Raw genomic sequence first — 24,390 nt, 5'->3', positions numbered from 1 at the left:
CAATGGAAAAAATTCTAATCGTAGGCCCTTCTTGGGTTGGTGATATGGTCATGTCTCAGGGCCTGTATATTGAGCTTAAAAAGCAGTATCCAGACTCACAGATCGACGTGCTAGCACCAGCATGGTGTAAAGCCATTCTTGAGAGAATGCCACAAGTTGATAAAGCACTAGAGATGCCGCTTGGTCATGGACAATTTGACCTTAAAACTCGTTACCAAATGGGTAAGCGATTAAGAAGTCCAAACTACACTCAAGCTTATGTATTGCCTAATTCAGCTAAGTCAGCACTGATCCCATTTTTCGCTAAAATTCCTCAACGAGTTGGCTGGAAAGGGGAAATGCGTTTTGGTCTTCTCAATGATATTCGCACCAATAAAAAGTCGTTCCAATATATGCTAGAGCGCTATGTTGCTTTAGCTCACTCAAAATCTGCGATGACAGGCAGTGGGTGTTTAGGTGAGTTGAAAGATTTGCCGTATCCAGCTTTAAGTTTACAGGCAGAAACTCAGCAAGCAGCAATGCAGCAGTTTGAGCTTACTGAAGGGCGTCCGATTCTTGGTTTATGTCCAGGAGCTGAGTTTGGGCCAGCTAAGCGTTGGCCAGAGGAGCACTTTGCTCGTGTGGCCTCAGAGATGATTAGTAAGGGCTACCAAGTCTGGCTATTCGGCTCAGCAAAGGATCGTGAAGTGACTTCTGCCATTATCGAACAGGTCGCTTCTGAGAACCAGCAACATTGCTATAACCTAGCGGGTAGTACTTCTTTAGTTCAAGCTGTTGATTTGATTGGGGCATGTCAAACAGTTGTGAGTAATGACTCTGGACTAATGCATGTAGCCGCTGCGGTTGGCTGTAATGTAGTCGCGGTATATGGTTCAAGCTCCCCGAAATATACCCCGCCACTCACTGACAAACTGGCTATTCTAAATACAGATATAGAATGTCGTCCTTGTTTTGAACGTACTTGTCCTAAGCAGCACCTTAAATGCTTACAAGAACTTATGCCAGAGAAGGTTATTGAGGCAATTACAAAACTTGATGCGTTGGTAGTGGGTTAATGACAGTATTGGTTCGCTTAGCTTATACCTTGTTACTAGCATGTGTTAGCCCTTTGCTGCTTTGGGGGCTTTATCGTTCAAAGCCTAATAAACCCAAGTTTGGGCAGCGATGGAAAGAGCATTTTGGTTTTACACCTAAGCTTGATACTCAGAAAAAAGGTGTAATTTGGGTTCATGCTGTTTCTGTCGGGGAGGTTCTGGCGAGTAAGGGGCTAGTTAATCGCTTAGCAGAGCAATACCCGGGGAAGCAGCTACTTGTTACTACGACAACCAGTACTGGCGCTGAGCAAGTATCTAAATTGGGTAATCATACTACTCATCGCTATATGCCTATAGACTTCTCTTGGTGTGTACGAAAGTTTCTTAACGCTATTAAGCCTGAAGCAATGCTCATTATTGAAACAGAGCTATGGCCTAACACCATACATACAGTCGCTTCGCACAATGTACCTATGGTGCTTGTGAATGGGCGCCTATCTCAAAAGTCATTTTCAAACTATCGAAAGCTTAGCCTGCTGATAACACCAATATTGCAGAAATTGTCGATAATAATGACAGTGCACGGTGATGATGCTGAGCGCTTTCGACAATTAGGAATCAGTAGTAATAAGGTTATTGATACTGGTTCGATTAAGTATGATGTGACAGTTGACGAAGAGGCATACCACCAAGGCCAAGAGCTAAAGCTTCAATTTGGAGATAACCGCAAGGTCTTGGTTGCAGCAAGCACGCACCTCGGTGAAGATGAACAAATCCTTTCTGCTTTTAAATCTGCAAAATTGGAACATCCAGAATTACTACTTGTACTGGTTCCACGCCATCCTGAGCGTTTTGACTCTGTAGCTGAACTAGTAAAAAATCAGCAGTTATCTTTGGTTCGGCGAAGTAGCGGAAGCTTAGAGCGATTACCTGAAGGTACAGATGTCTATTTGGGTGATACTATGGGGGAAATGATCAAGTTTCTTGCCGCAAGCGAGCTTGTTTTTATGGGCGGCAGCCTGATCGGAGATAAGGTGGGTGGGCATAACTTTATCGAGCCCGCTATGCTCTCTAAGCTGACGATTACTGGGCCAAGTTATTATAACTTTGCTGACCTCGCTCAGAAGCTTGTCGCCGAAGGAGCTTTAGAAGTCGTCGAGGATGAAGAGCAATTATCCAGCAAGGTTATTGAATGCTTATCGTCACCTAAAAAGTTAGAACAAGGTGGTAGAGCTGCTTTATCCATTGTAGAGCAAAACCAAGGTGCGCTTCAGCGTAGTGTCGATATTATCAACAGAGTTATAGAGAGTTCTTAGTGATCAAAACATTCATCATTCACGTCAGCAAAGGCTATGAAGAACGACGTAAGCATATTGATAGTCATCTTCCTTCTCGAGGTATCAATGAGTATGAGTATATGCTTCGAGGTGATATCGATGATCTGAGTGATGCTGTACGTCATGAATTCTTTGGTTCGAAGCTCTCTTTGGCTGAAAAATCTTGTTTCTATAAGCATTATCTTGTGATGAAAGAAGCGGTTGAACGAAACATAGAACAAGTCTTAGTGTTAGAAGATGACGCGTTACTGGTTGATAGTTTCACTCAAGACTTTTCCCTCATTTTGTCAGAGTTAGAAGGTAGGAGTAATTATTTCGCTAATATTGAGGAAGCATCTAACTCGGTACCGCTAAGTGTAAGAAAATCAAACCAATGCTTATACCCTTGTAAGGTGAACAAGCTATGCGGAGGCTATGTTTTTGATTTAGTCTTTGCGAAAAAAATGGTCGAATACATCGAATCTCAACAGATTGATACGCCAATCGATGGCTTAATTGGCGATAAGATTGATGAACTTCAATTTAACCTGTATTGGGTACACCCTCCTGTAGTGAAGCAGGGTAGTAAAGTTGGTATGTTTGAAAGTCAATTGAGTGGGCGTACTTCAGGTATATACGCAACGGTTAGAAGTTGGTTTAAAGAAGGCTATCGAACACATATTCGAAGCCATGTAAGTAAAAAGCAAAAAGCTCTATTTGAAAACGTAACGAAGTACTGAACATGACTAGAACAGCAAAGAAATACTTAGCTTTTGTCATTTATGGCAATGATAAGACCTATTATCAGGGAGCTCGCTTCTGCATCTTGTCTTTCTTAGCTAATTGGCAAGGAGACGAACGTTCTAGGCCTGAGGTCGTTGTTCTTGCAGAAGAAACGGAGCATTTTTCGGGATTGCCTATTCATCTTTTCCCAATTAATGCGGATCAAAAGAGTGAGTGGAGCCTAAATAATACTTATCACTTTAGAATCAAAAACCGAGGCTTAAAGTACATTGGTGAACAGTTAGAGTTAGAAGAAGAAGATAAGCTACTTTTCCTAGATACTGATACGTATTTTGAGCAGCCGACAAATATCTACTTTGATTCCATTGCTTCAGAGCAGTCTCTGATGTTTTTTCCTGAAGTGGTAATCAACTCTCTGCCTGACACTAATGAATACGCCGTTATTCGTAACAAAACCTTTGATCTTGAGGATGGCTCGACTTATAGCGTCAATGACAAGTCGACAATGTGGGCTTCGGCTGTTATCGGAATTACAGGCGCGCAATTGAAGGCATTTGATTATGCTGATCAACTTATCAAAGCGCTGCGTAATGGTGGCTGCAAAGCTCATACATTGGAGCAGTTTGCTCTGTCAGAAGCTTTGAGCCGCGAAGTGACATTAGTACCAAGTAAAGATTGGCTAAAGCATTATTCGACCAGCGGTCGTAAGGACTGGGGACGAAAAGTGCTAGAAAGCTTTTTTGTTTCGCATGGTAATAAACCTTTTGAAGAGCAGATCAAATTAGCAAAAGATGTCAGTTTTACTCGTCCGCTTTCCGAGGTGATTCGCGGACATATATACAAAAAGAAGAAAAAGCTGCGTAAGCTTTTTGGATTGAAAGAAGAGTAAACTTCGAGAGCGGTGGACTCTCATAGCCCAGCAGTTGTCACCACAGTATGGCCATGAGAGCTACGCCTTATACGTTTTCGTTACTCTGATAGCCTTCTTCTAGGCTTGTCCAAGCATAATCTGGGAGCTGGATTTTACCGAGACGAACTTCTTTGTCAAAAGAGCGTTTGAGTCGTTCTAGATTGCTCTGCTTCCAGCCATTATCTATTTCTTCCCTCTTACACTTATCAAAGTCGATAATCCAAACTTGGTTGCTTTGGTCGATCAGAATATTGTGAATATTAAGGTCGGTATGATTGACGCTCGCATCATGCATTTTCTTTACTTCCCAACCAACTTTCTTAAAGAGCTCTTTAGATAGCACTTGTTGAGATAGCAATCCGACAAGGTCGTTAGCATTGCTGATTCGTTGAACAATAATATCTGCTTGATAGGTTAGGCCGCTTTTCGTAGCTCGTGCTGCAACAGGTACTGGCACGTTTACATTGCACTCGATTAGCTGGCGTAATAGTTTTAACTCTTGATAGGCGCGTGTCTCTTCGAGTGAGGTAAACCAATAGCTATCTTTGATGATTTTGCCAAATAGCCCACCTCTGCGGTAATGCCTTAGTGCAAACTCACCTTGTTCGCCTTGTACAAACCAAGTTGTGCCGCGGCCTTGAGCGCTGCCGGTCACAGCATTGTTCACTTGCCAGTATTCGATAGAGAAAGCCTGTTCAACATTTTCTGGCAAAAGCAAAGGGTCATGCCAGTATGTGGTGTTATTGATTTGTGTTTGCTTGAACATCTATCTCTGTCTCGACTTGGTTAGTTTGTGGCATACTAGACGGATGATTATATCAAACACTTGCTACAAATGAGCCTCTCAAATAATTATCGAAAGATTCTTGTCATCGCAACACACTGCATTGGAGACAGTTTGTTGATCACAACCTTTACTCGTAGCCTTCGAGCAGCGTATCCAAACGCTCAAATCGACGTACTTGTGAATGCGAGAGGTGAGATGGTGTTTGGTACTAACCCAGACATTAATGAACTGGTTGAAATTCCTCCTCGTCCAAAGGTCAAAGATTACTTGCGCATTCTTCGTCAGCGTGGGCGTTATGATCTTGTCGTCAATGAAATGCTCAATGATCGTACTGCTATCTACAGCTTTGTGTTTGGTAAAAAGCGCTTAGGGGCTGTGGATGAATCTCTTGGCGGCGCCTGGTTAAAGAAGTTTATCTTTAATCATCATATTGTTGAGCAACATCGTTTTGAACATAAGATGAGCCGCGCCGCGCGGATGCTGAAATTGATAGGGGTTGAGATCGAACCTCGACTCATTTCTCCAGAAGAAGCGTTACCTAATGAGGTAATCAAGAAACTACCCGACTCTTTCATTGTGGTCCATGCGCCATCATCCAATGAAATTAAGCAATGGCCAGTTAACTATTGGCTAGAGATGATAACAGCGCTATTAGAGGATGGATACAAGATAGTGCTGACTGGGGCTGATATTCCACGCGATAGAATGATCGTGGAAGAGATTCTTGCCGCTTTACCTGAATCACCAAATCTAGTGAGTGTTCTTGGGCAATTAACTCTTGCTCAAACATCAAGCTTGCTAAAAATGAGCCAAGGCTTTGTTGGTCCTGACAGTGGGCCTGGGCATATGGCATCAGGCTACCCCATCCCAATTGTTTCGATTATCAGTGTTGCACCTGCGAGCATGTGGTCACCTTGGCCATACGCCTTGCCGGTCGATGTGGATAATAATCTTTATACTAATGGCACGCCTTCTCAAACTGTGGGGAATATTCGTTTGGTTCAGTCACCACGCGAATGTGTACCTTGTTATGGCAATAAATGTAAGATCAGTGATGATTTATATTCTCCATGCCTACAAGATATCACCCCTGATGCTGTCGTCGGTGCTGTTAGGTCAATGATTCCTTTGCAAGAGAGCGAGTAAATGATTCCTGAACCACAAAGTATCTGTGTATTGAGGCTCTCTGCAATTGGCGACGTTTGTCATGCCCTCTCTGTTGTGCAGCAGATTCAACAACGTTACCCGAGTTGCAATATTACTTGGATAATGGGAAAAATTGAGGCGCAATTATTGGGCGACCTTGAAGGTATTAACGTTGTTGTTTTCGATAAAAAGCGCGGTTTTAAAGGAATGCAAGAGGTATGGCAGCAGCTTAAAGGGCAGCGCTTTGATTACCTATTACATATGCAGGTCGCACTAAGAGCAAGTCTGTTAACACTTAGGATCAAAGCTAAAAAGCGAGTTGGATTTAGCTGGAGTAGAGCAAAAGAAGGTCAGTGGCTATTTACTAATGTTAAGTTGCCTGCAACTGATGCCCCCCATGTCCTGGATAATTTCGCTCAGTTTGCCTTGTACTTGGGTTGCCCGACTCAAGAGCCTAAATGGAATATCCCCCTCGCAGATAGCGATTATTCAACGCTGGCTCAACTTGGTAGTAAACCCTATATTGTGATTAGTCCAGCAGCCAGCAAAGATGAACGTAATTGGCTTCCGGAGCGTTATGCGAGTATTGCTGACTATGCGGCGGGAAAAGGTTACCAAGTCGTGCTTTGTGGTGCCCCTACTGATAGAGAGCATCGTCTAGCTGATAGCATCATAGGTTTTGCAGAGACATCGATTCACAATTTAGTCGGCCAGACCAACTTAAAGCAATTAACGGCGGTACTCTCAAAAGCAGAAGTTGTGATTGCTCCAGATTCAGGTCCCGCCCATATTGCTACGACGCAAGGCACGCCTGTTATTGGTCTCTATGCCCACAGTAATCCTCGCCGAACAGGGCCTTATAATGGCTTGCCATATGTGGCATCAGTTTATGAGCAAGTTGCAGAAGCCCAATATGGTAAAGCGGTCTCTGATTTACCTTGGGGCGCGAGGGTAAAAGGAGCTGACTTAATGTCGAACATCTCTGTTGAGTTAGTCGAGCAGCAATTAGATAAAGTATTGACTGTACCACAAGCTGAAAAGTCAGCGGTGCAATAAGAAACGGAATATATATAGGATAGTTATGCGTATCGCCATCTACCCAGGCACTTTCGATCCAGTGACCAATGGTCATTACGACTTAGTAAAACGAGCAGCGAGTATGTTCGATCACCTCGTTATTGGTGTTGCAGAAAGCCCGAGCAAAAATACTCTGTTTTCTCTTGAGGAGCGAGTAGCACTGTTGAGAGAAACCTGTTCGGAACTAAACAATGTGTCAGTAGATGGTTTTAGTGGTTTACTGGTTGATTTTGCCACAGAAAAGAAAGCGACGATATTGGTTCGCGGTCTAAGAACGACGATGGACTTTGAGTATGAATTTGGTTTAACGACCATGTACCGCCGTCTAAAACCAGAACTTGAAAGCTTGTTTCTTACACCTGCTGAAGAGTATGCGTTTCTTTCTTCTACTCTTGTTCGTGAAGTCGCGATTCATGGTGGTGAAGTAGAGCAATTTGTTCCAAAGTGCGTTCATCGTGCGATTACCCAAAAGTTAGCGGCTAAATAGTAAAGAGAGTCGAATGAACATACTGATTTATACTCATGCGACTTTGCCTGTAGTGAATTACGGTGGCACTGAGCGTGTAATATGGGACCTTGTCTATGCGCTTCATCTGCAAGGTCATCAAGTTACGCTTCTTGCTGGTAAAGGAACGGTTTGTGATTGGGCTAGGGTAATCGAGTATAACTCAGAGATGCCGCTTGAAAATCAAATCCCTAGTGATGTTGATGTCGTGCATTTCCATGGTGATTTTGAGCCTATTTCGCGTCCTTACGTGATGACTCAACACGGCAACTCAAACGGACCTATCGATCCAAATACTATTTTTGTCTCTTCGCAGCATGCTCGTAATCACGGAGCGCAAGCTTATGTGCACAACGGCTTAAACTGGGATAACTACCTCACACCAAACCTAAATGCTGACCGACAGCGCTTTCACTTTTTAGGCAAGGCAGCATGGCGAGTTAAGAATGTTCAAGGGGCGATTGATATAACCAAGCGCGCTGGTGAGCAACTCGATATTCTGGGTGGCCACCGACTCAATTTCAAGATGGGCTTTCGCCTGACACTAGACCGTCATGTCCGTTTCTTAGGGATGGTGGATGATACGACAAAGTCGCAAGTGATGACCAAATCTAAGGGGTTAATTTTCCCTGTGACTTGGCATGAACCATTTGGACTCGCTATCACTGAGAGCCTTTACTTCGGCTGCCCTGTGTTTGGCACTCCTTATGGCTCACTTCCTGAACTTGTGAGTCGTGATGTAGGCTTTTTATCTGATAAACAATCAGAGCTTATTGAAGCTGTTGGATCCTCTTCAAGTTTTACTCCGGTTATTTGTCATGAATATGCTCGAGACTTGTTCAATGCGGATGTAATGGCGAAAGCGTATGTTGCTATGTATGAGAAGGTGGTTTCAGGCGAGGTGCTTAATCCTCAATTAGGCAAAATTATTACTGACTTTAAGCGTTTACCTTACATAAAGTAAGGCCACGCATGTGCGTGGCCCGTCTATGACTAGTAACCTACATAGGGGTCGTTGCCATCTCTGCGTGTCTTGAGTAATTTGAGTATCCACATATATTGCTCTGGACGCGGATTGACAAATTGCTCGACCACTTCATTCATTACTCGAGCATCTTTATGCTCATCGCCAGATAACTCCTCAATCGGCGCTTTTATCTCAATCTCATATTTGCCAGTTTCAATATTGTAGCTGGCAAAAGTCGGAACAATCTTGGCGCGGCTCACTTTAGCTAGCTTACCTAGCCCCGGTAGTGTGGCTTTTTCTGTCGCGAAGAAATCAACGAAAACGCTTTGTTCAGGGCCGTGGTCTTGGTCCGGTAGGTAGTAACCTAAATAGCCATCTTTTACCGATTTAATAAATGGTTTGATACCACCACTTCGGTCATAAACTCGGCCACCATATTGGACTCGCTGTTTATGCATCAGCCAATCAGTTAAAGGGTTTTTCTGGCTATTGGCCATCGCAGACACTGGTAGCCCGCGTGATGCTAGTAAGATTGCTGGAATATCAATACACCAAGAATGTGGCACGAGTAAAATAGCACTTTGATCGTTATCTCTTAGTGTGTGTAGGTGTTCAATTCCTTTTATCTCAGAATGCTTTTCAAGCCACTTTTTATTTCTAAGAGTGATAGCGGGAAAGCCTAGTAGAAATGCTCCGGCTGTCGTTAAGCATTTCTCTAGGATAGCTTCACGCTCTTGCTCAGACTTTTCTGGGAAGCAAAGCGATAAGTTAATACGAGCTTTTTGAATAGAGCCCTTTTGCTTTTTACATAGTTTCTTTGCGACAAAGGATGCCACTGTAGCTCTAACTGAGTTAGGGAGTAAAGAAATAGGTAACCCAATTAATAGCCCAAGCCATGTACCCCAATGTTTGGGAGCAAGGAACGCTTTCTGGAATGTTGGGTTATATGCTTTAGGGTCGTAGTCGTTGCGATCTGTAGTCACGAAAAACCTTTATCTGACAAGAAAAGAAAAAAGCCAAGAGTTATTGCTAAGATAACGTCTTGGCTTTCAATCAGCAAATAGTTCGATCAGCTGTTAATCAAGCTCATATATTCAGCAACGCCTTCGGCGACTGTTTTGAACTGGTGATCACAGCCTGCTGCACGCAGTTTTGTTAGGTCTGCTTGAGTAAATTCTTGGTATGCGCCTTTAAGGTGCTCAGGGAATGGAATAGTTTCAACTTCTCCCTTGCCATGGAACTTAATCACCGATTTAGCCACTTCTTCGAAAGATTCCGCATTACCTGTACCTAGGTTAAAGATACCTGATTGGCCACTTTCTAAAAATGATAAGTTTACTGCTGCAACATCGCCTACGTAAACGAAGTCACGCTTGAAAGTCTCACTTCCTGCGAATAGCTTTGGATTGTCACCTGCGTTCATCTGGTTGTTTAGATGGAAGGCAACAGATGCCATTGAGCCCTTGTGTTGCTCTCGTGGACCATACACGTTGAAGTAACGGAAACCAGTAATTTGAGGCAGTTGCTCACCATGTTCTTCAGCGTCTTGCCAAATGCGGCGTACGTAGTTGTCAAACTGCTGCTTTGAATAGCCGTATACGTTTAATGCGCCTTCGTACTCTTTCTCTTCAATAAAAGTATCCGTTTCACCGTAAGTTGCAGCTGAAGAGGCATAAAGGAACGGAATTTCTCGTTCTAAACAGAAATGCAGTAGCTCTTTTGAGTACTCATAGTTATTGAGCATCATGTACTTGCCATCCCACTCTGTCGTAGCAGAACAAGCACCTTCATGGAAGATAGCTTCGATAGGCCCAAAGTCATCACCGGCCATGACTTGAGTCAGAAAATCGTCACGGTCCATGTAGTCTGTGATGTCTAAATCAACCAAGTTCTGGAACTTTTTGCCATTCTTAAGGTTGTCGACTACCAAAATGTCGTTAATGCCTTTTTCATTCAGTGCTTTAACGATGTTGCTGCCAATCATGCCAGCGCCGCCAGTTACGATGATCATAATACTATTCACCCATTTACGAATTTAGGGTGAGTATAACAAGTATGTTAATAGGTTGATAGATTCCGTCAGAACTGGCTGAATGCGTATGGCATTATAATAATGAAGGTCGACGTTGCTAGAGTGCTTCAACTATATGGAAAATGTGATTGGTGTACTTTTTTTGTCAATGACCTGAGTATTGTATAAATCGTATTAAGGTTATAACTTTAATCTTGGCTTTGTTCCATGGTAAACTTTTGCCCCACAAACTTTGGATAGCCGTGATGCTGTTAGACAGCCCCTCTGTAATTCAGAAAAGGTGATTTAGCGTAGTTCAAGCTTTGATAAATTACCTTTGTCTCGACTCAAAAGCACATTGAGATATCACTGTGTTAGGCAAGCAGGAGCACGCTTCCTGATATTCCCCTTTAATTTAGTATTGCATTTTGCGGAGTTGGTAACGTTCAAGGGGCATCCATCTTTGTAAGGCTTATAGTTTAGAGAAGATACATTATGAATAAAGATCAAAGAATTAGGATTGCTGTAGTTGGCTGTGGGCGAATTTCAAAGAACCACTTCGGTTCAATAGAGCAACTCTCTTCAGAATATGAATTAGTCGCTGTTTGCGATAATAATGAAGAGGTATTAAACCATCATCAGGAGCAATATGGCGTACCTGGATACCTCTCATTTGACGAGCTCATCGCTAAGGAAAAGTTAGATCTTGTCACTTTATGTACTCCTAGTGGGCTTCACTCTGGACAAGCTATCAAAGCAGCTGAAGCAGGTATACATGTTATTACGGAAAAGCCGATGGCCACTAAATGGGAAGATGGCTTAGCAATGGTTAATGCTTGTGATGCCGCTAATGTTAAATTGTTTGTAGTAAAGCAAAATCGCAGAAACTCTACTCTACAGATGCTTAAGAGGGCAGTCGAAGAAAAACGTTTCGGTAAGATTCATATGGTGCACCTAAACGTGTTTTGGACGCGCCCACAAGAATACTATGATCGTGCTGATTGGTCTGGTACTTGGCATATGGACGGTGGTGCTTTTATGAACCAAGCAACTCACTACGTAGACCTTTTACATTGGCTTATTGGTCCAGTTGAGAAGCTCCATGCGATGACTTCAACAAGTCGAGATATCGAAGTAGAAGATACTGGCGTAGTAAACATAAAATGGCGTAACGGTGCTCTAGGTTCGATGGCAGTGACAATGTGTACTTACCCTAATAATTTGGAGGGGTCCATTACCATTTTGGGTGAGAATGGTTCAGTAAGAGTTGGTGGTGTTGCAGTAAATGATATTCAAGAGTGGAACTTCGCTGATGAGCGAGACTACGACAAAGATATAGAAAACGCGAACTATCAGACAACTTCAGTGTATGGGTTTGGACACCCACCTTATTTCCAAAATGTCGCTGATGTACTTCGTGGCAAAGCAAAGCCAGAAACTGATGGTCGAGAAGGCCTTAAGTCTCTCGAGCTTCTTATAAGTACTTATCGCTCAGCTCGCGATGGAAAAGAAATTGGATTACCACTTAATTTATAATTTATCTGAGATGTAAAAATGGCATTTGAAACTCTAAAAATAGGTATAGTCGGACTTGGTTATGTTGGTTTGCCTTTAGCCGTTGAATTTGGTAAAAAATTCCCAACATGTGGCTTTGATATTAATAAAGAACGAGTAGGCGAACTTCGCGGAGGCCAAGACTCGACTCTAGAGTGTTCTCCAGAAGAATTAAAGCAAGCGACCAAGCTAATATACACTTCAGAATTAGAAGATATCAAGGATTGTAATTTCTACGTAGTTACTGTTCCTACTCCAATTACTGAAGAAAACATTCCTGATCTAAGTCCCCTTAAAAAAGCATCAGAAGCTTTGTCTAAAGTAATTAGCAAAAACGATACTGTTGTTTTTGAGTCGACTGTTTACCCTGGGGCAACTGAAGAGGTATGTGTACCAATAATCGAAAAATTGTCTGGATTGAAGTTTAATCAAGACTTTTTTGTCGGTTATAGCCCAGAACGTATCAATCCAGGTGATAAAGTAAATAAACTGACTTCAATAGTGAAAATTACTTCAGGCTCTACAGATGAAGTGGCTTTATATGTGGATGAGGTTTATAGAACTATTGTGGAGGCAGGGACTCACAAAGCATCATCGATTAAAGTGGCAGAAGCCGCAAAAGTAATTGAAAATACGCAGCGAGATCTAAATATTGCAATCATTAATGAATTCGCAAAGATATTTAATAGGCTGAGTATTGATACTGAAGAGGTACTTAAAGCCGCTGGTACTAAGTGGAATTTCTTGCCGTTTAAACCAGGATTAGTTGGTGGCCATTGCATCAGTGTAGATCCATATTACTTAACTCACAAAGCACTAGAGGTCGGTTATCGGCCGGAAGTGATTTTAGCTGGTCGTCGTATTAATGACGGAATGGGTGAGTATGTTGCTACTCAGTTAGTAAAAAAAGTAGCAAGTAAGAAAATTCATATTGATGAAGCTAAAGTGCTGGTTTTGGGTTTTACATTTAAGGGGGATTGCCCTGATGTACGCAATACCAAGATCATCGATATTGTCCGAGAACTCGAAGATTTTAATATGTCAGTAGATGTATTTGATACATGGGCTGATAAGCATGAAGTTAAAGGTGAATACGGCATCGAACTTATCGATTCTCCAAATGAAGGAGAATATGATGCAATTGTACTTGCTGTAGATCATTCCGAATTTAAATCAATGGGAAGTCAGGCAATTCGCAAGTATGGTAAGAACGAGCACGTTCTTTATGATGTTAAGCATGTACTAAAAGTAGATGAGGCTGATTTACGTTTGTAAAGTTCAGAGTATTTGTTTTTTCTTAGCCCGATGTTTTTGTTGACCGATTTTTAGCGGGTATCTCATACCTAGATGAGTGAACCTGTAAGTTAGGCACTCATCTGGGGATGGGCAAAGCTTGGTGAAGAGAACCGATAGAGTACGTTAAATTTTTGCTTTAGTTTTTATGAGTAGGGACTAAATTTTATGAGCTTTTTCAAGCATGATACCGCGATAATTGATCAGGGTGCCGTTATTGGTGCAGATTCTCGAGTTTGGCATTGGGCACATGTGTGTGGCGGTGCCTTAATTGGAAGTGGTGTTTCTTTAGGACAGAATGTCTTTGTTGGAAACAAAGTTCAAATAGGGAACAACGTCAAAGTACAGAATAATGTGTCTGTTTATGACAATGTGGTATTAGAAGATGATGTGTTTTGTGGACCAAGTATGGTTTTCACAAATGTATATAACCCACGTTCTTTCATTGAAAGAAAGGATGAATACCTCACTACAACAGTTAAAAAAGGAGCGACCCTTGGTGCTAACTGTACAATTGTTTGTGGTATTGAAATTGGTGAGTATGCGCTGGTTGGTGCCGGCGCTGTTGTCAACAAAGATGTGAAAGCGTTTGCTCTGATGGTAGGTGTACCTGCCAAGCAAATTGGTTGGATGAGTAAATACGGTGAACAAATAGATTTACCCCTATCAGGTGCTGGAACAGCCGTTTGTCAGCATACTGGTGAGAAGTACGTCCTAAATGGCGATACGGTTACATTGTTTTCTGAGTAAAGATTATGCAATTCATAGATTTAGAGTCACAATATAAACACTTAAAAAGCAAAATTGATAAACGAATTCAAGACGTGTTAAACCACGGTCACTACATTATGGGACCTGAGGTAAAAGAGCTTGAAGACGCTTTGGCTAAATATGTAGGGGTGAAGCATGTCGTATCATGCGCTAATGGCACTGATGCGCTTCAACTAGCATTAATGGCCCTAGATATTGGTGAAGGTGATGCCATATTCTGTCCGACGTTTACATTTTTCGCGACAGCAGAAGTGGTCGCGTATGCCAATGCGACGCCAGTATTTGTGGACTCGGATGAGCGAACGTTCAATATCTGTGTGGGTAGTTTGGAGAAGCAAATCTTAAAAGTGATCGAAGAAGGTAAGTTAGTACCTAAAGCGATCATTTCAGTTGATTTGTTTGGTTTGCCTGCAAATTATATTGAGCTAGAAGCCCTTGCGGAAAAATATAACCTAAAGCTTATTGAAGATGCAGCACAAGGTTTTGGTGGCTCTATTAATGGAAAAAAAGCGGGTAGCTTTGGCGATATTGCTACAACAAGCTTTTTTCCTGCGAAACCTTTGGGTTGTTATGGTGATGGTGGCGCTATTTTTACGAACGACGATAAGCTCGCTGAATTGGTTAGGTCGTACCGTGTTCATGGCAAAGGGACAGATAAGTACGACAATATCAGAATCGGTTTGAATAGCCGATTGGATACTATTCAAGCTGCAATCTTACTTGAGAAATTAGCTGAGTTCCCTACCGAACTTGAGAACCGAAACATAGCTGCTGAAAATTATACTAAGACCCTTTCTGAAAAGTATATAACTCCTTTTATTCCAGAGGGTTATTACAGTTCTTGGGCTCAGTACACGGTTGTTTGTGAAGACAGAGACAACGAGATGCAAGGCTATGCAGAACAAGGTATTCCGACAATGGTTTACTATCGCACCTGTATGCATATGCAAACAGCATTTAAAGATTTAGGTTACAAAGAGGGTGACTTCCCTGTTGCTGAGAAGTTATCTAAGCAAGTATTTAGTCTGCCAATGCATGGATATTTATAATTAAACGATGAAAGACATTAAAAGAGAAATTAAGTCTTTTCTTGTCACTATGGTGAGGCATGTAATTCGTATGTCTCCCTTTTTCGTTAATCTTGGTTATGCTGCTAAAATAGAGATCCTCTCTATTATCTTTAATGAAAAAACAGGTGACAATGATAGGCTGCATGATTTGGCAACCTATAAGAATATTGGGAGCGATTACAGGAGGGTACTTAGAGGATTCGATACTTCTCGTCTTGGTCAGTACCTAGCAAAAAAAGCACAAAAAACCAAGGCACGAAGAAAGAAATATGGGACATCACAAGGGACAATTCTTTTTGCTACTCGTAGTTGGCACTTTATTGAACCTGTATTTCAAAGCTTTGTAGAAAAAGGAGTTAAGTGCGAAAAATATGATATTAATGAGTTTGATAAAAAGTTTTTCAAAGAACATAAAATAAATAATAAATCTAAATATCATCGAGAAAAAGCGTTTAAAAACTTGGCAATAACATTTCGTCGAAAGCAAAGTTTTAACAAGGAAAATAGACGCTATACGTCAGATTTCTTTGACAAATTCTACAAAGAATCGGATGTTATAATTGTTGATTGGCTGAATCACAATACGAATTGGGTTTTAGAGAACACGAGCGCCGATAAGAAAGTTATTGTTAGGATTCATTCTTATGAAGTGCTTTCTTTTTTTCCGGCGACAATAAACTTTGGTAGAATTGACGGCCTGATCTTTATTTCACATGGTATCCGAGATATGTTTCTCGAGATGTGGGGGTGGTTGCTTCCAGACAATATGTCCACGACTGTGATTGATAATATTCGATGTAAGAAGAGGGTTTGCCCAGATGCATCCGTTTCAATCACGGGGCGAGGGAAAACCATAGGCATGATGCAATATGCGCTACCTGTAAAAGATTTTAGATTTGCCTTCGAAGTATTCAAGCGTGTGTATGAAAAGGATAGTGAGTTTAGGCTTTTGTTATGTGGTCAGACACTCGCAGAGATGAAGTCAGCTGAAAATGCTCTCTTACTACAAGAGATTAATTCCCTTCCAGAAGGGGTTGTCGAAGAGCTTGGCTACGTTACTGATGTTGACTCTTTCTTCCGCAGAGTTGGCTACATGCTGTCAACAAGCGAAAGGGAAGGCTCTCATGAATCTATTATAGAGGGAATGGCTTATGGCTGCATTCCTGTCATAAGAAATTGGCCCATGCTCGCCCCATTCGATGGTGCAAAAAGAGCCTTTCCGATGTGTGAGGTGGTTGAAACCCCAGCCGAAGCAGCTGAAGGTATACTAAGAGCGAGTCTCGACTACAAGAAAGTCAGTAAAAAATATCAGTCTGAGTCTGCAGGGTTTTACAGCACAGATATACCACAAAAATATTTGGAATTTATTGAAAGAGTCAGATGTAATGAGTACACCTAAAAAGAAAGTATATTTTCTATTGAGTTCAGAAGCTTACCTAGAGCCAATCTCGGGTGATCGAATCAACGAGATGAATATTATCAGAGCAATGCTTGATGAGTATGATGTATATTACAATGGCGTACTGGTGAGAGCAGAAGATAAGGCGTTCGGTGACGAAAGTAAGAAGATAAACACCCCTAAAGAGGGTGAGTATGACTTAGTCTACATTCGAAATAACAAACAGGTGTTTTTAAATTCGCCTTCTCCCAAGCTTTGGTTTGCTAGTCCATATGATGAAGAGTGTTTTAATCAAGCTGACGGAATTGTATGTATGACCAAGCCTTGGAAGGCTGAATTGCAAACATATGACAGTTCAAAATATGAGTATTTTCAGGCGACTTATCCTGAAAATATGCAGGCACCTAGAATATGTATCCTCTTTCCTCAAGTTATCGATGATTCTCACTTTGTTGAGGTGCCAAAGAAGTCAGAAAAAGTAATAGCCCCTCTGACTACAAAGCAAAAAATAGTAAATTTCTTTAGAGGAAAGCAGCCAGAAAAGAAAATTATTCGTCATTTTGGGCCAGTAAGACCTTCAAATTTTCCTTACCAAGTGATTTCGGCTTTGTCCGATAATGCTGTTGCTACCAAAGTAAAAGCAGAATGTATCGGTGCAGGCAAGAAAATGAACCTGCCAAAGCAGATTGTGAATGTACCAAGAATACCGCAAGAAGAGGTTGCAGAAATGCTGCATTCTGCTTCAGCAATTTGGTATAACCAGGATGCCTCAGGGCATATCGCAGGTTCACTAAAAGTTTTGGAGGCGATGGCTGTAGGGGTGCCTATATTACTTCCTAGATACGACGCACGTGTTGATGAACTTGGTAGTGAGTATCCATTTTTCTGGGATTTTGAAGAAGGTACAACAATCAAGGATGGCAATCAAAAGGATTTTGTTAATAAACTGGACAAGATTACCTCTCTAAATCAAACGCAACGAGAAGAAATAGAAGCATATTTGAAGCAAAGAGCTCAAAGGCACTCCAAAGAAAATGTGGCCAAAGTGATTAACGATGAACTCGACTATTTTTGGGAGCGATACAATGGATAAGTTTCCTAAAGTATCAGTTATTACGTTCGCGTATGTTAGCGAATCAAATGGGCGATATGAACTTCTGAAAGAGTGTATCGAGTCAATTCGCGATCAGCAGTATCCTAACTATGAACATATTATTATCGACGACGGTAGTGATATGGACTTAGCCCACCTAGTGGATGAATACCCAAACGTAAAGTATTACAAAAAGCCTGGTACTGGGATTATTGCATCCACTTACACATTCAATCTCGGTCATGAGCTTGCAAGTGGCAAATATTGTATTTACCTTCCTTCAGATGATCTTCACGTTGAGGGTGCAATAGCAAACCTTGTTAACGCTTTAGAGAAAGAAGCAGAAGCTTCTATGGCAATTGGTAAAGCAATATATGAATATATTGATGGGCGCGTTACCACTTGGTCTCCGGATAAAGACAAAATAGAGAATCATCTCCATGAAGGAAACTATGTCAATGGCTGTGCTGTAATGTGGAAACGCTCAGAAGCGCTTTATGAATGTCTGCCTCCTAACTATACAGGCTTCTGTTGCGATTACGACTTGTGGGCGACCATTGCAAAACTTGGCAAAATTGTCTACCCAGATTCAGACGTCGTGAAGTATCGTCACGTATCCGACTCTACGCGTAACAAAACACGAAGCAGTTTTATTGTCAGTCCAAGAAAAGAAGACAAAGGCTTTTATCAGTATTCGAAGGAAAGCCGCATTGAGTTTGTGAAACTAAGGTGTCTTCAAAGCATTGTGCGCATTAACAACAAGATTCATAGAAAAGACAAGGTTGAAGGTGCTAAATATGTTACTTTTTCAGCCGCTGTGCCACATGGATTAACCAAGCATCTAAAAAGGCGAAATTGGGACGCTTTAAATAGCTACTTTGAAAAGAATAACAAGTCTTACTCGGCGTTGAAAAAAGAGCTAATGAATTTTGAAGGCTCTATCATTTTTGAAGAGGCAAACCTAGCCACTTGCTGCTTGATTCGTCAGTTGCCAAATTGTGTAGATGTTTATATATCTGAAGGGTTTAGCAAGGATAGTTGGATTATTGATTACCTTCCTCTGCCAAATATTCGAGGTGTTGTCGATACTGATGGCCAAGTTAACCGTCAACTTTCTAGTTTCATAGGTCTATAAAATGTCGAATGTTAGAATAATTCTTGACAAGTTCATTGGTGATGAACTCTCCAGGCTGACTGAGGTGTTCGGGCGACTAATTGAAGCCCCTTACGAATTCAAAACATTATCCAATTTGAGTGACTTCTCTATAGTTTTCAATACAAAGGAGTCGCATTGGACGCTGGAAGATACAAGTTCAGTCGCGATTGTTCTCGCAAAGAGCAAGCCGGAAAACTGGTCTTCTGTTGTTAACAAAACATTTTGTATTTGCAGCAATCCTAGAGATGTCTACGCCTATTTAATGAACCTGGGGATGGAGTCTGAACGCGGCGCTTGGACCAAGAGAAGTGAGCTAAGCTTTGTTCACCCGTCTGCTAAAATTCACTCCTCGACTCAATTGTGCCCAAATGTTTACGTTGATGCGGGTGTTGAAATTGGTGCAAATTGTTCTATAGGATTTCAAGGTTTCGGGTTTGGTAGGCTTGGTGATAAAGGTTATCGGCTTGATCATTCCGGCGGTGTGTACATAGGGAAAGATTCAAAAATAAGCAGCAATGTAACCGTTGTCTCCGGTACTTTTCAGCCGACAATTGTTGGCAAGAACGTACTAGTAGATGATCATGTTCATATCGCACACAATTGCCGTGTTGATGATAATTCGACCTTAACAGCGGCGACGACATTATCAGGCTCTGTCACTATAGGTGAAGGAAGTTGGTTGGGGCCAAATAGTTCAGTAATCAACGGCTCCAAACTTGGTGAGGAAGTGTTCGTTGGTATTGGGGCTTGTGTCACTAAGTCTTTTGATGGTGGAGTTATAGCCGGAAACCCAGCTAAGAAACTACGAGTTGAAAAATGATTTTTAATGCAACAAAAAGGGCGTTGTTTATTTCTGCACACCCTGACGATACAGAGTTCGGCGCTGCTGGCTTAGTGCGGGTACTCATTGAGAAGGGGGTAGAGGTTCATCTTGCTGTATTAAGTAATCCAGTTGAGTCACTTCCTGCAGGAACGGACCCTCAAAAGTTGCTAAACGAGCAAAGAGCATCGGCAGAGATCTTGGGGTTGAAATCAGATATACATTTTTACAACTATCCTGTTCGAAAATTTTCCTATTATCGTCAGGAAATTTTAGAAGATCTGATCAAATTGCGAGAAAGCATTAAACCTGATCTTGTAGTAACAAGCTCCGAGAATGATTATCACCAAGACCATAATACTTTGGCGTGTGAAGCTATCAGAGCTTTTAAACAGGCAACATTGCTTGGCTATACTCACCCTTGGAATACCCGTAAAGTCGTCGGCAATGTGTTTTTTGAACTAAGTGAAGATAACCTTAGTAAAAAAATTGAAGCGATTTCTGTATTCGAAAGTCAGTCTCAACGAAGTTATAGTCAACCCAACGTAATAGGAAGCTTGGCGATTGAAGCTGGAATTGCTTCGGGTTTTCATTATGCAGAACGCTTTGAATTAGTAACCATGAGTGTAAAAAATGACTAATAAAATTCTCCACATAGTTGGTACAAGACCTCAGTACATCAAGCTTTTTCCCTTGTGGAGTGCTATCAATGATGATACTACCATTACCCAAGAGATTTATGACACTGGTCAGCACTACGACAAAAATATGTCTGAAGAGTTGATTAAAGAGTTCGGTTTCGAAAGTATTTCTTACGGAAAAATAGCAGGCTTTGGGCCGGAAAAGCAAATCCCAATGATGATCGAAAACATCTGGAATAAGTTAGTGTCATTTAAGCCTGACTACGTATTTCTATATGGGGACACCAACTCAACGATGGCTGGTTCTATCGCTTGTGCCAAGCTAGGAGTCCCTTATGGACATCTAGAAGCGGGTGTAAGGACAGAGGAACACGTTGGTATTCAAGAAGGTGTAAACCGAAAGGTTGCTGACCACCTTGCTACACACCACTTTTGCGTAAATAAGTTAGATCACAGCAATGTTGCTAAAGAAGGTTTGCCATCTGACAGAAACCACCTCGTGGGTGATCTGATGTACGATGCGTTCCACATTATGAGCGAGTGTCTGAATGAGGTGCAGAGCGTTAAGGAGCGAATCTTAGTTACGATTCACCGTGCAGAAAACGTTGATGATGACGAAAGACGCGGACTGATTTTAGAAACACTGATTGAGTTATCAAAAAATGCCGAAGTGCTACTTCCTTTACACCCTCGTCTAAAGGCGAAGGCTTCAAGAGAAGAGTTGGCGAAATTGGAAAGTAGTTCGGTTAAGGTAATCGAGCCACTAAAATATTCAGAAGTAATTAATACACTAAATAGTGCAACAGGTGTTGTAACTGATTCCGGTGGCTTACCAAAAGATGCTGCTTATGCAGGCGTAAAATCAGTTGTGCTGCGCGATGATCCTATTTGGAAAGAGCTTCACCAACTTGGTTACATCCATACTGTAGATGCATTGGATGATATGACTAGTGAATCTTTGAAAGATTACTGTCTGGCCAAACTGGATGGTTCTATTCAGTCATATCGTAGCGAAATGGCAACAAATAAAATCATTGATATTGTAAAATCGCACTTGAACACCAAATAGGAGCTTCGATGTATTTCCAATACTCAAATATTGTAGGAGAGCATGAAATCTGTCGAAATGTGATGGTGGATGATGACCTTCTTAAAGGTGAGAATAGCTTTTTATTTAAAGAGATAATCAGCGACTTTTCATTCAAACAAACCGAAGCACTAAACTCTGGATGCATAACGACAGTGCTCGCAGCCTCGAATGATTTTGTTAACCAAAATATTGAGCTGTTAGCTGGTGTAGACAATAAGAAAATATTCATATTCGGTGGTAAAGCTGTTTCATCAAAATCTACTCTTGTAGGCATTGAATATATCGATGAAGAAGATATCCCCCTAAGCGCTAGCGAATGGCGGGAAAAAATCATTACTACTGAGAAAACTGTTGTTGTTAAAAGCTCAAAGCTCATAGACAAATTGGCGAACTGGATTTCTGATTCGAAATTGCCAGTTCGAATCAAAAGAAAAGTTCTGTCTCGAATTCCAATGTCGTTAGAGAAGCTAGAGAAAGAAATTGAACGGGATATTGTTTTTCTTCCTTTTAGTAGAGTGAAGTTTATTGGAAACGAGAAAGTTTCCAACAAGCTTATTAACAAATGTTTGCTTTGCGGTATTCGTGTTGACGGTATTCCTATATCTAGAGCAGAATGTCAATTTGATATGCATCAAACTGTGGTTAGATTTAAAAATAGAATACTACAGTACTTATAATGAATAGGTATCTGAGTAAAGGGGAATATGCAGCATTTTTGTCGTTGTTGCATTTCTCCTATTTATTAGTGAAAGGGGCTTCTAATAAGGACCGCTCTTCATTTCTAGTTCTTGTAGGTATATATATATCTTCGATCTTCCTACAAGGGTTTGCGATAGGTCTTTTTTACTTTGGAGTACAACATTATATTGATGAAACCAGTTCGGGGTATGTGACAAGGGTATTATCATACATCCCTATGGAGTTTACCAAAGTAGAGCAGTTGGTTATTTCTTTCGCGCCAGCAATACTACTTCTAGTTATTTGCTCAAAAGTACTTTCGGTAAGCCGAGTCGGCCTTTCTCGATTAGTGTTACGTTTTCGTGAACATTTAATATCAAAATATCAAAATACGGAAAACATTATTTCATGTGAAGGTGATGAAACCTTCTACAAGAACATGGATGGTACATTTGGGGCAATGAGAGCCTTGTTTTTAAACGCCTTTGTCTTTGCACAGGCTTTTGTTGCTCTTGGTGTTTTATTCTATTTTGAACCTTACCTTGCCCTATTCAATATTGTTTTCTTAATCGTATTCATGTTCATCTTAACTAAAGTTAAAAAGAAAAAGGGCGGAAAAGAACAGAAAGAATCTCAAAAAGATGCGATGGAAGCGGCAGCTGAAGCGGCAGCTGAGATGGAAGGTGTAGGTATATCATCTAAGTCTTTTGAAAGGCTTGAGCGGATGAGAATCTACGGCCGAAATGCGACTAATCTGGTTCTTTTCAGTTCAGTCGTGGTGGGCGTAGTTGGTTCACTAGATTTCTTGACATCTCTTGATAAATTAACTTTGACATTATTTCTTCTCCGTTACATTTCAAATATATATACCCCTATTGCCGTAATATCTGCAAGCTGCGTACCATTTAAAGAAAATATCGTTGCGTTAGTAAATATAGAAAACTACCTTCACGCTTTAGGGCCGAATGCAAAAAAAGAATCCGATGTTAAGCGAGGTCTTTTATTCATTTCAAAATCTTTTGGTGATAGAGCCTTGTTTACTGACCCAAATACGATCGATGAAGCTGAATTGAAGTATAAGGAAATAATTGGGTTGGAACAGATTAGAGTAGAAACAGCAAATTTCTCCAAAGATTACCCGAGAGAGAAAAAGAAAATTAAGCATTTTGTCAAGAATCATGTTTGCACTACTGATAATGTCTATTTCTTGGTTTGACAATGAAAAATAAGAAAATTATTTTCCACCACCCCCTGCCTCTCAACTTTGATGCTCCTTCAGGTAGTGGCATACGGCCCGTGAAAATGTACAAGGCATTTGTTTCTCTTGGGTATGATGTCGATCTTGTTGTGGGTTACTCTAAAGAGCGACAAGAAAGTATAAAAATAGTTAAAGCGAAAGTTGAAGCTGGGGAAAAGTACCAATTTTGCTATTCAGAGGCATCTACAATGCCTCTAGCTCTTACTGATAAAGATCATATACCACGAAGACCATTGATGGATGCGAGATTCTTTCATTATCTAAAGAAAAAACGGATTAGAGTTGGGGTTTTCTATCGTGATATCTACTGGAGATTTGAAGAAACAGTGCCTTCGTCTCCTAAAAACGCCATCAAAAAGCTACTAGCTAACTTATTCTATCGTGTCGAGTTATTCATATATAATCTTTTTATTGATAAGCTATTTGTTCCTTCATTAGCGATGGCAAAATACCTTCCTTTAATACAAGAAGAGAAGTTCCATGAGCTTAACCCTGGTTCTACGCCGAAGGCTAATGGAGCCAACATACCTGGTTCAAGACTGGAGTTGCTTTATGTTGGAGGAACGGTGGGCTTTTATAATATAAACCTTTTGGTAGAGGTTATTAGTAAGCATTTTAATGACACGATAAACTTAACGATTTGTACTCGCCCTGCCGATGCTAGCGTATTATTACAAAAAGTTGGTTCCTTGCCGCATAATGTGAAAGTAGTCAGTCGTAGTGGAGAAGAGCTAGAAACACTATATCAAAAGGCTGATTGTGCATGTCTTTATATGCAACCAACGGAATATAGGGCCTTCGCCGTGCCTATAAAACTATTTGAGTATGTAAGCTTTGGGAAACCTGTCATTGCTAGCGCTAACACTTGGGTGGGAGATTTTGTTCGTGAGCAGAAACTTGGTTGGACGATAGAGTACAAAGAGACCGAACTTCATTGCTTTCTTGATGAGTTGGTGGCCCAAAAAAGCAGTATTCCCGAACTTTCAGAGCGTATAGGTAAAAAGGCTTCTCAGTACACATGGTATAAAAGGTGTCGGGAAGTTGAAACTTTACTCGGAAATATAAAGTAG

Annotated in this window: 24 protein-coding genes; 21 read left to right on the top strand and 3 right to left on the bottom strand. The window is 41.1% G+C overall.

The genetic code is table 11. The annotated features are described in order from the left end of the window. Positions 1-2 precede the first annotated feature (2 nt). From waaF to VIA_RS02850, 4 genes are read left to right on the top strand one after another with little or no spacing between them, the layout of a single operon-like run. The gene (gene waaF, locus VIA_RS02865; protein WP_004410831.1) at positions 3-1,055 is read left to right on the top strand and encodes a lipopolysaccharide heptosyltransferase II; all 1,053 of its coding nucleotides are present in this window, start codon (positions 3-5) and stop codon (positions 1,053-1,055) included. Further along, complete coding sequence (waaA, locus tag VIA_RS02860) at positions 1,055-2,350, top strand: lipid IV(A) 3-deoxy-D-manno-octulosonic acid transferase (protein WP_004410829.1); 1,296 nt, start codon at positions 1,055-1,057, stop codon at positions 2,348-2,350. Before waaF ends, waaA begins: the two co-directional genes overlap by 1 nt. Then, positions 2,350-3,090 (top strand): glycosyltransferase family 25 protein, encoded by a 741-nt coding sequence (locus VIA_RS02855; protein ID WP_004410827.1) that lies wholly within the window; start codon positions 2,350-2,352, stop codon positions 3,088-3,090. Before waaA ends, VIA_RS02855 begins: the two co-directional genes overlap by 1 nt. Positions 3,091-3,092: 2 nt before the next feature. Continuing rightward, positions 3,093-3,983, top strand: a complete 891-nt coding sequence (locus tag VIA_RS02850) for a hypothetical protein (protein ID WP_004416789.1) — start codon at positions 3,093-3,095, stop codon at positions 3,981-3,983. Positions 3,984-4,050: 67 nt separating this feature from the next. Here VIA_RS02850 and VIA_RS02845 read toward each other — a convergent pair whose 3' ends face one another. Beyond that, positions 4,051-4,770, bottom strand: a complete 720-nt coding sequence (locus VIA_RS02845; protein WP_004410822.1) for a 3-deoxy-D-manno-octulosonic acid kinase — start codon at positions 4,768-4,770, stop codon at positions 4,051-4,053. A gap of 69 nt (positions 4,771-4,839) precedes the next feature. Here VIA_RS02845 and VIA_RS02840 point away from each other — a divergent pair, with 69 nt between their 5' ends. From VIA_RS02840 to VIA_RS02825, 4 genes are read left to right on the top strand one after another with little or no spacing between them, the layout of a single operon-like run. Next, the gene (locus tag VIA_RS02840; protein WP_038210995.1) at positions 4,840-5,937 is read left to right on the top strand and encodes a glycosyltransferase family 9 protein; all 1,098 of its coding nucleotides are present in this window, start codon (positions 4,840-4,842) and stop codon (positions 5,935-5,937) included. Beyond that, positions 5,938-6,993: a glycosyltransferase family 9 protein gene (locus VIA_RS02835; RefSeq protein WP_004410816.1), complete on the top strand. Its 1,056-nt coding sequence runs from the start codon at positions 5,938-5,940 to the stop codon at positions 6,991-6,993. 25 nt (positions 6,994-7,018) lie between these two features. Then, a complete protein-coding gene (gene coaD, locus VIA_RS02830; protein ID WP_004410815.1) occupies positions 7,019-7,501 on the top strand; it encodes a pantetheine-phosphate adenylyltransferase in 483 nt (160 codons plus the stop codon). A gap of 13 nt (positions 7,502-7,514) precedes the next feature. Continuing rightward, a complete protein-coding gene (locus VIA_RS02825) occupies positions 7,515-8,483 on the top strand; it encodes a glycosyltransferase (protein WP_004410813.1) in 969 nt (322 codons plus the stop codon). Positions 8,484-8,512: 29 nt separating this feature from the next. Here VIA_RS02825 and lpxM read toward each other — a convergent pair whose 3' ends face one another. After that, a complete protein-coding gene (gene lpxM, locus VIA_RS02820) occupies positions 8,513-9,469 on the bottom strand; it encodes a lauroyl-Kdo(2)-lipid IV(A) myristoyltransferase (protein WP_004410811.1) in 957 nt (318 codons plus the stop codon). Positions 9,470-9,555: 86 nt separating this feature from the next. Continuing rightward, positions 9,556-10,497: an ADP-glyceromanno-heptose 6-epimerase gene (gene rfaD, locus VIA_RS02815; protein WP_004410809.1), complete on the bottom strand. Its 942-nt coding sequence runs from the start codon at positions 10,495-10,497 to the stop codon at positions 9,556-9,558. A gap of 495 nt (positions 10,498-10,992) precedes the next feature. On the opposite strand from rfaD, the gene VIA_RS02810 reads away from it, so the two are divergent. The 13 genes from VIA_RS02810 to VIA_RS02750 all read left to right on the top strand — a co-directional run bounded on the left by VIA_RS02810 (position 10,993) and on the right by VIA_RS02750 (position 24,390). Next, positions 10,993-12,033, top strand: coding sequence for a Gfo/Idh/MocA family protein (locus VIA_RS02810; protein WP_004410807.1), 1,041 nt, complete (start codon positions 10,993-10,995; stop codon positions 12,031-12,033). Between the two features lie 18 nt (positions 12,034-12,051). Continuing rightward, complete coding sequence (gene tviB, locus VIA_RS02805) at positions 12,052-13,326, top strand: Vi polysaccharide biosynthesis UDP-N-acetylglucosamine C-6 dehydrogenase TviB (RefSeq protein WP_004410805.1); 1,275 nt, start codon at positions 12,052-12,054, stop codon at positions 13,324-13,326. A 186-nt stretch (positions 13,327-13,512) separates the two neighbouring features. Then, a complete protein-coding gene (locus tag VIA_RS02800) occupies positions 13,513-14,094 on the top strand; it encodes an acyltransferase (protein WP_004416785.1) in 582 nt (193 codons plus the stop codon). 5 nt (positions 14,095-14,099) lie between these two features. After that, positions 14,100-15,164 carry a DegT/DnrJ/EryC1/StrS family aminotransferase gene (locus VIA_RS02795; protein WP_004416782.1) on the top strand — a complete coding sequence of 355 codons (1,065 nt, stop codon included), beginning with the start codon at positions 14,100-14,102 and terminating at the stop codon, positions 15,162-15,164. A 7-nt stretch (positions 15,165-15,171) separates the two neighbouring features. Further along, positions 15,172-16,584 (top strand): glycosyltransferase, encoded by a 1,413-nt coding sequence (locus VIA_RS02790; RefSeq protein WP_004416779.1) that lies wholly within the window; start codon positions 15,172-15,174, stop codon positions 16,582-16,584. After that, complete coding sequence (locus VIA_RS02785; protein ID WP_004410795.1) at positions 16,571-17,677, top strand: glycosyltransferase; 1,107 nt, start codon at positions 16,571-16,573, stop codon at positions 17,675-17,677. Before VIA_RS02790 ends, VIA_RS02785 begins: the two co-directional genes overlap by 14 nt. Next, positions 17,670-18,812: a glycosyltransferase gene (locus tag VIA_RS02780; RefSeq protein WP_004410794.1), complete on the top strand. Its 1,143-nt coding sequence runs from the start codon at positions 17,670-17,672 to the stop codon at positions 18,810-18,812. Before VIA_RS02785 ends, VIA_RS02780 begins: the two co-directional genes overlap by 8 nt. Before the next feature lies 1 nt (position 18,813). Further along, positions 18,814-19,653: a UDP-3-O-(3-hydroxymyristoyl)glucosamine N-acyltransferase gene (locus VIA_RS02775; protein WP_004410792.1), complete on the top strand. Its 840-nt coding sequence runs from the start codon at positions 18,814-18,816 to the stop codon at positions 19,651-19,653. Further along, the gene (locus VIA_RS02770; RefSeq protein ID WP_004410791.1) at positions 19,650-20,294 is read left to right on the top strand and encodes a PIG-L deacetylase family protein; all 645 of its coding nucleotides are present in this window, start codon (positions 19,650-19,652) and stop codon (positions 20,292-20,294) included. Before VIA_RS02775 ends, VIA_RS02770 begins: the two co-directional genes overlap by 4 nt. Continuing rightward, positions 20,287-21,363 carry a UDP-N-acetyl glucosamine 2-epimerase gene (locus VIA_RS02765; RefSeq protein WP_004410789.1) on the top strand — a complete coding sequence of 359 codons (1,077 nt, stop codon included), beginning with the start codon at positions 20,287-20,289 and terminating at the stop codon, positions 21,361-21,363. The genes VIA_RS02770 and VIA_RS02765 overlap by 8 nt, the downstream gene beginning before the upstream one ends. A gap of 8 nt (positions 21,364-21,371) precedes the next feature. Then, on the top strand, positions 21,372-22,061 hold the full coding sequence (locus VIA_RS02760) for a hypothetical protein (protein WP_004410788.1): 690 nt from the start codon (positions 21,372-21,374) through the stop codon (positions 22,059-22,061). After that, positions 22,061-23,278 carry a hypothetical protein gene (locus VIA_RS02755; RefSeq protein WP_004410786.1) on the top strand — a complete coding sequence of 406 codons (1,218 nt, stop codon included), beginning with the start codon at positions 22,061-22,063 and terminating at the stop codon, positions 23,276-23,278. Before VIA_RS02760 ends, VIA_RS02755 begins: the two co-directional genes overlap by 1 nt. Positions 23,279-23,280: 2 nt before the next feature. Continuing rightward, positions 23,281-24,390: a glycosyltransferase gene (locus VIA_RS02750; RefSeq protein WP_004410783.1), complete on the top strand. Its 1,110-nt coding sequence runs from the start codon at positions 23,281-23,283 to the stop codon at positions 24,388-24,390.

Source organism: Vibrio orientalis CIP 102891 = ATCC 33934 (assembly GCF_000176235.1).
GTDB classification, from domain to species: domain Bacteria; phylum Pseudomonadota; class Gammaproteobacteria; order Enterobacterales; family Vibrionaceae; genus Vibrio; species Vibrio orientalis.
Note: the sequence above shows the minus strand (reverse complement) of the source record. Positions and strands in the feature narration are given on the sequence as shown.